Here is a 9298-nt window from a genome sequence, read left to right on the forward strand (position 1 = left end):
AGACAGGGCTTGATCGAGATCAGCGCCGAGGTGATCGGCTGGACGCAAGCGCAAGGCATGCGGGCCGGACTGCTGACGCTGTTCTGCACCCATAGTTCGGCGTCGCTGCTGATACAGGAAAATGCTGCGCCCGAGGCGCGTGCCGACATCGAGCGCTACTTTGCGCGGATCGCTCCCGAAGATCCGGCCGCTTACGCCCATGACGACGAAGGGCCGGACGACATGCCGGCCCACCTGCGGGCAGCGCTGACCCAGGTGCATCTGTCCATTCCCCTGATCAATGGGCGGTTGGCGCTGGGCCGCTGGCAGGGGATATATTTGTTCGAACATCGGCGGCACCCGCAGCGGCGGACGCTGATCCTGCACATGGTCGGGGAATGATGCGACCGCGTAGCGCAGGTGTGCTGCCCTATCGCCGGGCCGGCCAGCGGATCGAGATCTTGCTCGTGCTGCCGGGCGGCCCTTATTGGCGAAGCCGGGGCCCGGGCGCATGGCAGATCGCCAAGGGTGCCATAGAAAAAGGTGAAACCCCCGAAGTCGCAGCCCGTCGCGAGGCTCAGGAAGAGCTTGGCGTCGAGGTTCCCGAGCGTCTTCTGCCGCTGGGTTCGGTCCGTCAGAAAGCGGGCAAGGAGGTCGAGGGGTTCGCGGTCGAAATGGATATCGACCCGGCGCACATCCACAGCAATCTGTTCGAGCTCGAATGGCCGCGTCGGAGCGGGCGTCTGCAAAGCTTTCCGGAGGTGGCCGAAGGGCGTTGGTTTTCGCCAGACGAAGCGATGGAGCAGATGCTGGAAAGCCAGCGCCCATTCATCGCGCGATTGCTGGAGATGCTGAGCGGATCGTCGCGCTGATCGGCCTTTATCATGGTTAACGCGATCTTAGGGTTCGCGCGCGATACCGGCTTCATATTCCGCCGGAAGGATTTGCATGAAGATCGCCGTGACCGCGCCGGAGATTGCCGGCCTGCTCGACCGGGTTCCGCCGACTGTCTCCATCCTGTCGCTCGACTGTTTCGACACGCTGTTATGGCGCAACTGTCAGGCGCCGTCGGACGTCTTTGCCGACCTTCCGATCGAGGGGGGGGCGATCGAACAGCGTGTGATCGCCGAGCGCGAGGCGCGCAAGGCCGAGGTCTATCGATCAGGGCGACGCGAGATTTCGATCGAGGCGATTCACGCCCGGCTGCTCCCGAAAGCGAGCGCGGAGGAAATCGCGCGGTCGGTCGAGACCGAGTTCGAGGCCGAAGTGCGGCATTGCTACCCGTTCGCACCAGTCGTCGCGCTGATGCGGTCCGCCAAGGAACGCGGCCTGAAGGTCGTGCTTGTCAGCGATACCTATTTCAATGGCGAGCAGTTGCGGTCGCTGGTCGAGGCGGCGGCCGGGCCGGGTGTGGCGGCACTGATCGACACAGTGTTCACCTCGTCCGATCATGGGCTTAGCAAGGCGGAGGGACTGTTTCAGCCGGTGCTCGATGCCCTCGCGGTGCGTCCGCAGGCGATATTCCATCTCGGCGACAATCTGATCGCGGATCAGGAGGCGCCTTCCGCGCTCGGGATCAACAGCGCGCATTTCGAGCAGTTCGACAAGGACAGCGAAACGCGTTTGCGGCTGGAGGCCATGGCAGCTGTCATGCTGGCCCCAGCGACCCGCCAGACCGAGCCGGCGATGCAGCCGCACCGGCCGCTGCTGTCTTTGCGCAGCGAGCAGGATCCGGCTTTCGTCCTGGGGCATGATGTGATCGGCCCGCTGTTTCATGGCTTCGCCCAGTGGGTTAGCGAGGAGGCCCGGCTGCTGTCGGAGCGCTATGGTCGTCCGGCGAAGATGATGTTCCTGATGCGCGACGGCTTCCTGCCTATGAAGCTGTTCGAGACGTTGGGAACGGAGCAGGCTTTCGGTGATCTTTCGATCAGCCGGCTCACTGCAGGACGAGGCAGCCTGATGGACCAGCAAGCCGTCGAAGCGCTGATCGAGCGGGAGGCGGGCAAGCAGCGGCTCGACGTCATCGGCGGCATGTTGATGCTCGAACCGCATGAGGCCCGGAAGATCGCGGGGCCGTCGGGCGAGGTTTCCGCTTTCGAACGCAACGTATGCCAGTCGGAAGCGGCGCAGAAGGTGGTTCGGCGATCGGCGCGCTATGCCGACCGGCTGATTGCCCATGTTCGCCGCCAGGGTGTCGACGAGGGCGATCTCCTGATGCTGGTCGACCTGGGCTATCACGGCACGGTCCAGGACCGCATCGTGCCGCTGCTGAAGGCGCGGATGAATGTCGATGTGGCAGGTCGCTACATGCTGCTGCGCGAGAACGAGCCTAGCGGGCTGGACAAGAAGGGCTGGTTCGACAAGCGGCATTATGGTCGCGAGGCGCTGTCTGCGCTGGGGTCCTCGATCGCGGTGATCGAGCAGATCTGTACCCAGACCAAGGGTTCGGTCGTCGACTATCATGCCAATGGCAAGCCGATCCACGAAAAGCCCGGCGAGAAGGGCGCGCAGAGCGAGACGCGCGATCGCATCCAGGCGGGCGCGATCGCCTTCGGTCTGGCGGCGACCGCGCTGGGCGCGACTGCCGCGTCCGACGATGCCGACTGCCGGCGTAAAGCTGCGGCGGCAAGTCTTGCGCGCCTGATGTATTTTCCGCAGCACAACGAGGTCGTGACCATCGGCGACTTCACGCACGATGCCAATCTCGGTTCGTCCAGCCACATGAAGATGCTGGACAAGGCGCGGTCTGTGCGGGGTCTGCGCCGTCGCGGACTGCATTATCTGCAGACGACGGCCCGTATGTTCCTGCCGGGCGAACTGCAGGAGCAGGGGCTGGCGATGAATCTGGCGCTGTTCGGGATCGTGCGCGGCGCGCTCGACGTGCGCGAGAGCGACTTCCTCGCCGGAGGCATCAAGCTGCCGGTGATCCTGGCGAATGCCCGCGAGGATTGTATGGTCGATATCGACGCCTATCCCACTCATGACGGCTATTACCGTATGATCGTCCCGGCCCGACAGGACCTGACCGTCGCGGTGCTGATCGGGACCGCCTATGAGGCGGTGCAGATCGAGGATGTGTGTTTCCAGCCGATCGAGTTGCCTAGTGCCGAGGCGGGGCGGAGCGAGCGTCCGGACATCGAAGCGCCTTATGTGCAGGAGGGGCTGGAGCCGGTGGTCGACGATCTCTTCCGCTGCACGCCATCGGCGGCTCTGTTGATTCCGCCGCTGCCGGTCGTCGCGCAGGGGGATTACAAGCTCTGCATCGCCTTCAGGCCGGTCGTGCGTCGGGCGGATGCGCAGGCCGAGCGCAAGGCCGCCTGACATCTATGTTCTTATTTTGTTCTTGACTTTGTCGATTCACTCCTTTATGCACAAAAACACGGTGGTAGAGCATCTCGTTTACACCGAGAGGGTCGGCGGTTCGAGCCCGTCACCGCCCACCATCCAGCGCAGCGCGCTGATTTGAGGCTCTGCAACCCCCCAGCTTCGTTTGCTACGGTCGGTTAGCAAGCTAAGCGTGTAAGGGGTTAAGGTGATGAAGTCGCTGGTAAGATCGCTGCTGCGCAGCCCCCGCCTGTCTGCGGTCAATGAGTTCCGACAGATCCGCGACTGGAAGAAGCGTCATTTCCTTGGAAACAGCCCCCAGTTTGTCAAGGAGGAGGTCTTCGCGGCCTATGGTATATCGGGAGCGCCGTGGGTTGAGACCGGTACGCACATGGGAATCACGACCGAGTTTCTCGCCAAGCGATATCCCTTTGTTCACACGATCGAGCCTGCAGCGGTTTTTTATGAGGCTGCGCGGGCGAAGTTCGCTGGGCAAAATGTGAATGTCATTCTCGGCACGAGCGAGACCGTGTTTCCCGAGCTCCTGCCCATGCTTCACGGCGATATAAATTTCTGGCTCGACGGCCACTATTCGGCCGGGTTGACATTCAAGGGCAGCAAAGAATGTCCGGTGGAGGACGAGCTTGCAGCAATCTCGCGCAATCTCGCCAACTTTTCGAAAGTCTGCATCCTGATCGACGATATTCGCTGCTTCCTGCCGGATGCGGCCGGATATGCCGATTATCCCTCTCTCGACTCGCTCGTTGATTGGGCGCGCGCGCATGGGTTCCGCTGGCGTGTCGAGCACGACATCTTGATCCTGCGAAACGGCTGAGCGAGTAGCAATTCGCTATGGCCACCACCCGCGCCGACCAACTGCTCGTGGATCGCGGTCTCGTCGAGAGCCGGTCGCGGGCGCAGGCTATGATTCTGGCGGGGCTGGTCTTTTCGGGGGAGCGCAAGATCGAGAAGGCGGGGCAGGCGATGAAGCCCGATGCGCCGCTGGAGGTGCGGGGGCGCGATCATCCCTGGGTGTCGCGCGGCGGGATCAAGCTGGCGCACGGGCTTTCCCATTTCGGCTGGTCGCCAGAGGGCGCGGTCGCCATCGATGTCGGGTCGTCGACGGGCGGCTTTACCGACGTGCTGCTGACGGGCGGTGCGTCGCGCGTCTATGCGGTCGATTCCGGGACCAACCAGCTGGCGTGGAAGCTGCGGTCCGATCCGCGCGTGGTGGTGCTGGAGCAGACCAACGCCCGGCATCTCACCACCGACCATATTCCCGAGCCGATCGACATCGTCGTATGCGATGCGAGCTTCATTTCGCTCGCCAAGGTCCTGCCGGCAGCCTTGTCCTTCGTCCGGCCCGGCGGTCGGCTGGTGGCGCTGATCAAGCCCCAGTTCGAGGCCGGCCGGGAAGAAGTGGGCAAGGGCGGGGTGATCAGGGATAGCGCCGTGCATGAGCGCGTTTGTGCCGAGGTCCGGGCGTGGGTAGAGGCGCAGGGCTGGGACGTGGAAGGGATCGAGCGGAGCCCGATCACCGGTCCCGAAGGCAATGTGGAATTTCTGATCGGCGCGACCCGTGCCGGCGAGGAGCAGAGTGATGGGTGAGATCGCATCGGCCGGCCAGTTGCGAATGTCGTGGCTACGCTGGGCACTGGTGACGGTGCCGGCGATCGTCCTGCTTGGCTCGATTTCCGGCCGGGCATCGCGCGCTGGCATGGGCAATCCGTGGTACGACATGCTGGAAAAGCCGGCGCTGATGCCGCCTGGCTGGGCGTTCGGCCTCGCCTGGACGATCCTTTACGTGCTGATGGGCATAGCCTTTTCGCTGATCCTCAATGCGCGCGGTGCGAAGGGGCGGGGCGTCGCGATCACGCTGTTCCTGATCCAGCTGGCGCTCAACCTGGCCTGGTCGCCGGTGTTCTTCGCCATGCACCGGATCATGCTGGCCTTCGGGCTGATCCTGTTCATCTTCCTGTGGGCGTCCGCCGCGACCTGGCTTTTCTGGCGGATTCGGCCGGTCGCGGGAATGCTGATGCTGCCCTATCTTGCCTGGCTGATCTTCGCAGGGACGCTCAATTGGCAGATCCATGAGCTCAACCCGAGCGGCGGCGCCCTTGTTTCGAATGGCGGTACCACCCAGATAGTCATAGAGTGACGCTGCCCTGCGCGGCTTGACGAGGAATTGATCATGCAGTCTGAAAACCGCCTCTTCGACGATTTCGTCAAGCTGATGAACGGTGCGGCGGGTACGCTGGCCGGCGTCGGCCGCGAAGCCGAGTCCGCCTTCAAGGAGCGCACGCGCGAATGGATCGCGGGCATGGACTTCGTAAGCCGCGAGGAATTCGAAGCGGTGAAGGCGATGGCCGCCGCCGCCCGCGACGAAGCCGAAGAGCTCAAGGCCCGGATCGCGGCACTGGAAGCAGCGGCCGGTACGGCGAAGGCCTGACAGCTATCCACAGCTTTATGGCCCTTGCGGGTTGAATTGCACGGCATTCCGAGCCACGGAGTGACCCTCTGGCGGGCAACGGAGTATAGCCCCTGATGGACGTCGATGATTTCGAGTCCGCGCGAGACGCAAGCGCGCCGATCGATATGCTCGAACATTATTTCTCTGCGCGCGGATGGGATTATCAGCGCGCGGGTGACGAAGAAATCGTCGCGCAGTTCCAGGGGAGCTGGGCGCAGTACGAGCTGCGCGCCGTGTGGCGCGAGGAAGACCGCGTCCTGCAGTTCCTCGTCTTGCCCGATATTCGCGTCACCGCCGACAAGCGCGGCGCGATGTACGAGACGATGGGGCTGATCAACGAGCAGCTGTGGCTCGGCCATTTCGAGATGTGGACGAGCTCGTCGATGGTGCTGTTCCGCCATGCCGCGTTGCTCGACAGCCAGTCGGGCGACGCCACGCTGGGCCTCGACCAGGCGGAGACGCTGATCGAAGCGGGCATCGACGAGTGCGAGCGCTTCTATCCGGTTTTCCAGTTCGTGCTGTGGAGCGACAAGACGCCGCAGGAAGCGATCGCCGCAGCGATGATCGATACGCAGGGCGAGGCCTGACGCCATGGCGGGGGGCAAGAGCCTGTGGCTCGTCGGCGCCGGCAATATGGGCGGCGCGATGCTGCGCGGCTGGCTGGCGGCGGGGTTCGACGGGAAGATCACGGTGATCGATCCCTTCGTCGCGGACGTGCCCGAAGGCGTCGACCTGCTCCGTGCGCTGCCGACCGATGGCGGCGGACCGGACATTCTCGTGCTGGCGGTCAAGCCGCAGCAACTCGATGCCGTCACGCCGAGCTTCGCGAGCGGGCAGCGTTCGCCTCGCCTGCTGCTGTCGATCCTGGCGGGCGTGGAGACGCGCACGCTGACCGACGGCTTTGGCGCGACATCGACCGTGCGCGCCATGCCGAACCTTCCGGTCTCTATCGGTGAAGGGGTTACCGCGCTTTACTCGGCCGACGCACCGCAGGATGTGCGCGACGAAGCGGCTGCGCTCGTGGCGCCGCTCGGACTGGTCGAATGGATCGATGACGAGGCGCTGTTCGACGCCGTCACCGCTTTGTCGGGTTGCGGGCCCGGCTTCCTGTTCCGCTTCATCGAGGCGATGGCACAGGCGGGCGAGGCGCTCGGCCTGCCGGCGGATCAGGCGCTCCGGCTTGCCACGGCCACGGTGAAGGGATCGGGGCTGCTCGCAGCTGCGTCCGAGGAGGGGCCCGACGTGCTGGCCGACCGCGTCGCCAGCCCCGGCGGCAGCACGCGCGAAGGGCTCAACGTCCTCGATGCCGATGACCGGCTGAAGACGCTTCTCCGCGACACGCTGGCGGCATCGGCCCGCCGCAACGCCGAACTGGCGGCGGCGGCGCGCAAGGCCTGACGTCAGGCCCAGCCGAGCGGTTTCTCTCGCACGGCGGCGACGAAATTGGCGCAGTCGAGCCGGCAGCCCAGCATTTCTCCCAGGTCCGCGAGATCGGGATCGAAGGTCCGGGCGAGGGCGAGGCGGGTTTCAGCTGAAAGCACGGGACGGGCCGGCATTTGCCAGCGACGCTTGATCCGATCGCGCACAGATTGCGGGATCAGCGTCCGGCGGATCGCGGCGAGGAGCGGCTGATCGAGAATCCGGTCGCGCAGGGGAGCGTCGCGCAGGCGCAGGCCCGATGCGTTGCGGGAGGCGAGATCGACTTGCCAGGATACCGGCCCGTCAAGCCCGATGAAGGCGGCCGCCCGTTCCAGTTCTTCCTGCGGATGCGCGGCCAGCCGCTCCGCGAATAGCGGCAGGATCGACTGCTTGCCGAAGGCGGCAACCCAGGGGCGCAACTGCATGGCGTAGCGGCCATAATCGACGAGTTCGGGACGGCGCGGGATCGCCTGCTCGATCGGTTCCGCCACGCCATTCTCCAGCCAGAGATGGCTATAGTGCGAGATTAGCCGCTCGATCGGATGGCGCATCAGGTAGATCAGGCGCGGCTCGATGAGCGTTTGCCGGGCGCGCGATACGGCCAGCGGCAGATCGGGCAGCTTGGTATAATGGGTACTCGCCTCGCCCCGGATCGCGCCGGCGGGGGCCGACGCGAAGAGGCCGAGATACCAGTCGATCCCCCGCTGCCACTGGTCGTCGTCGCTGAAGAAATTGGGCTCCTTCGGCGTCGCCATGAAAATGCCCGGCTGGGCTGCGAGCTGCGCATGGAGCGTGCTCGTCGCCGCCTTCATCGCACCGATGATCAGGAAATGGGGAAGGCCGGCGTCGGTCAAGCCGTCATCCTGCGCGGTCGATACATCAGGCCGTCCGGCCCGTAATAATGGGTCAGGAAGTCGAGCCAGAGCTGCGGCGGATCATGGCGCGGCCGCCCGCGCACGGCGGCGATCAGGCAGCCGAGCGGGTGGGCGACCAGCCACAGCAGATTGGCGAGATGGGTCCTGGCCACGCCATGGCGGCGCAGGAAGAAGCGCGCGCGCGAGGCGAACCAGTAGCGCGGGCGACGCTTCGGTCGGGCTTCGGTGAAACCGGTCGCCTGTCCGCCGAGATGGACGATCGCGCTGTCGGGGACATGCCAGGCCTCGAAGCCGGCATCGGCGGCGCGCGCGCAGAAATCGGTCTCTTCGAAATAGAGGAAATAGCCGCTGTCGAAGAGGCCGACCGCGTGGAACACCGCGTCGCGGATCATCAGGTTGGACCCGGACAGCCACTCCGCCCGGAACGGTTCATCGGACAGCGGCAGCGCCACGTCGAAGCCGGACATGCGCTTTCGCAGCGGGCCGAAGTCGAGTTCGCACAGGAACTCGCTGGCAGGGCTGTGAAAGCGGAAGGCGCTGTGGCGGATGGACCCGTCCGGGCGGAGGCAACGCCCGCCCGCGATCCCCGCGCGCGGATGGCTGTCGAGGAAGCCGACCAGCGTCGTCAGCGCACCGGGTTGCGCGATCGTGTCGGGATTCACCAGCCATGTGAGACGCGGGAGGGCGCCGTCGGTGGCGCGCTCCCTGTAGTCCAGCAATCCGGCATTGTTGCCCGCAGCGAAGCCCCCATTGTCGGGCAATGCGAGCAGCCGGCAGCAGTCTCCGGCGCCCAGCCCCGCAAGACCAGCCGCCAGTTGCCCGGCAGATCCGTCGCCCGAGCCATTGTCGACGACGCAGATCTCCGCATCGCCCCGCGCGCGAACCTCGGGCAGCAGCGCCTCGACCGCCTGCAGCGTCAGCGCAGCGGTGCGATAGTTGACGATGAGCACCAGGATCGGCGCGACCGGCATGGCTCGATAGCCCCCTAGGCCCGCGTCGCTCGACATGAGCGGCGACTGCCGAACAGATGCCCGGCAATCCCCGTCATGACAATTGCCCGATCGGACTCAGCCGAAGACGCGCGCGAAGATCGTGTCGACGTGCTTGAAATGATAATCGAGGTCGAACTTCTCCTCGAGCTCCTGCGGCGACAGCGCGGCGGTCACCTGCTCGTCGGCCTTGAGCAATTCGAGAAGCGACAGGGCGCCGTCCGATTCCCACACCTTCATCG

Annotated in this window: 11 protein-coding genes and 1 pseudogene; 9 read left to right on the plus strand and 3 right to left on the minus strand. The window is 65.1% G+C overall.

All coding sequences use genetic code 11. The annotated features are described in order from the left end of the window. From KAY22_RS20080 to proC, 9 genes are all read left to right on the plus strand, one after another. A partial coding sequence (locus KAY22_RS20080; RefSeq protein WP_296625033.1) for a secondary thiamine-phosphate synthase enzyme YjbQ occupies nucleotides 1-381 on the plus strand: 381 nt, incomplete at its 5' end. Continuing rightward, nucleotides 378-851 carry an NUDIX domain-containing protein gene (locus KAY22_RS20085; RefSeq protein WP_296625034.1) on the plus strand — a complete coding sequence of 158 codons (474 nt, stop codon included), beginning with the start codon at nucleotides 378-380 and terminating at the stop codon, nucleotides 849-851. The genes KAY22_RS20080 and KAY22_RS20085, both read left to right, overlap by 4 nt. 76 nt (nucleotides 852-927) lie before the next feature. Next, complete coding sequence (locus KAY22_RS20090) at nucleotides 928-3300, plus strand: hydrolase (RefSeq protein WP_296625035.1); 2373 nt, start codon at nucleotides 928-930, stop codon at nucleotides 3298-3300. Between the two features lie 214 nt (nucleotides 3301-3514). Continuing rightward, nucleotides 3515-4138: a hypothetical protein gene (locus KAY22_RS20095; protein WP_296625036.1), complete on the plus strand. Its 624-nt coding sequence runs from the start codon at nucleotides 3515-3517 to the stop codon at nucleotides 4136-4138. A gap of 17 nt (nucleotides 4139-4155) precedes the next feature. After that, nucleotides 4156-4911 (plus strand): TlyA family RNA methyltransferase, encoded by a 756-nt coding sequence (locus KAY22_RS20100; protein WP_296625037.1) that lies wholly within the window; start codon nucleotides 4156-4158, stop codon nucleotides 4909-4911. Then, the gene (locus KAY22_RS20105) at nucleotides 4904-5461 is read left to right on the plus strand and encodes a TspO/MBR family protein (RefSeq protein ID WP_296625038.1); all 558 of its coding nucleotides are present in this window, start codon (nucleotides 4904-4906) and stop codon (nucleotides 5459-5461) included. The genes KAY22_RS20100 and KAY22_RS20105 overlap by 8 nt, the downstream gene beginning before the upstream one ends. A gap of 33 nt (nucleotides 5462-5494) precedes the next feature. Next, the gene (locus KAY22_RS20110; RefSeq protein WP_296625039.1) at nucleotides 5495-5752 is read left to right on the plus strand and encodes an accessory factor UbiK family protein; all 258 of its coding nucleotides are present in this window, start codon (nucleotides 5495-5497) and stop codon (nucleotides 5750-5752) included. Between the two features lie 95 nt (nucleotides 5753-5847). Beyond that, nucleotides 5848-6360: a YbjN domain-containing protein gene (locus KAY22_RS20115; protein ID WP_165322173.1), complete on the plus strand. Its 513-nt coding sequence runs from the start codon at nucleotides 5848-5850 to the stop codon at nucleotides 6358-6360. A gap of 4 nt (nucleotides 6361-6364) precedes the next feature. Further along, on the plus strand, nucleotides 6365-7171 hold the full coding sequence (gene proC, locus KAY22_RS20120; protein WP_296625040.1) for a pyrroline-5-carboxylate reductase: 807 nt from the start codon (nucleotides 6365-6367) through the stop codon (nucleotides 7169-7171). Nucleotides 7172-7173: 2 nt separating this feature from the next. On the opposite strand, the gene KAY22_RS20125 is transcribed toward proC, so the two are convergent. The 3 genes and pseudogenes from KAY22_RS20125 to KAY22_RS20135 all read right to left on the minus strand — a co-directional run. Beyond that, entirely contained in the window at nucleotides 7174-8046 is an 873-nt protein-coding gene (locus KAY22_RS20125) for a sulfotransferase (RefSeq protein WP_296625041.1), read from the minus strand. After that, a complete protein-coding gene (locus KAY22_RS20130; RefSeq protein WP_296625042.1) occupies nucleotides 8043-9038 on the minus strand; it encodes a glycosyltransferase family 2 protein in 996 nt (331 codons plus the stop codon). Before KAY22_RS20130 ends, KAY22_RS20125 begins: the two co-directional genes overlap by 4 nt. Before the next feature lie 96 nt (nucleotides 9039-9134). Further along, nucleotides 9135-9298, minus strand: a pseudogene (locus tag KAY22_RS20135) (adenylosuccinate lyase); the annotation flags it as partial.

It is taken from the genome of Rhizorhabdus sp., from assembly GCF_018006725.1.
Lineage (GTDB): Bacteria > Pseudomonadota > Alphaproteobacteria > Sphingomonadales > Sphingomonadaceae > Rhizorhabdus.

Excerpts from the sequence above, each read along its gene's own strand:
- KAY22_RS20085 (WP_296625034.1), top strand. The coding sequence starts at position 378 with ATGATGCGACCGCGTAGCGCAGGTGTGCTGCCCTATCGCCGGGCCGGC.
- KAY22_RS20090 (WP_296625035.1), top strand. The coding sequence starts at position 928 with ATGAAGATCGCCGTGACCGCGCCGGAGATTGCCGGCCTGCTCGACCGG.
- KAY22_RS20095 (WP_296625036.1), top strand. The coding sequence starts at position 3,515 with ATGAAGTCGCTGGTAAGATCGCTGCTGCGCAGCCCCCGCCTGTCTGCG.
- KAY22_RS20100 (WP_296625037.1), top strand. The coding sequence starts at position 4,156 with ATGGCCACCACCCGCGCCGACCAACTGCTCGTGGATCGCGGTCTCGTC.
- KAY22_RS20105 (WP_296625038.1), top strand. The coding sequence starts at position 4,904 with ATGGGTGAGATCGCATCGGCCGGCCAGTTGCGAATGTCGTGGCTACGC.
- KAY22_RS20110 (WP_296625039.1), top strand. The coding sequence starts at position 5,495 with ATGCAGTCTGAAAACCGCCTCTTCGACGATTTCGTCAAGCTGATGAAC.
- KAY22_RS20115 (WP_165322173.1), top strand. The coding sequence starts at position 5,848 with ATGGACGTCGATGATTTCGAGTCCGCGCGAGACGCAAGCGCGCCGATC.
- proC (WP_296625040.1), top strand. The coding sequence starts at position 6,365 with ATGGCGGGGGGCAAGAGCCTGTGGCTCGTCGGCGCCGGCAATATGGGC.
- KAY22_RS20130 (WP_296625042.1), bottom strand. The coding sequence starts at position 9,038 with ATGCCGGTCGCGCCGATCCTGGTGCTCATCGTCAACTATCGCACCGCT.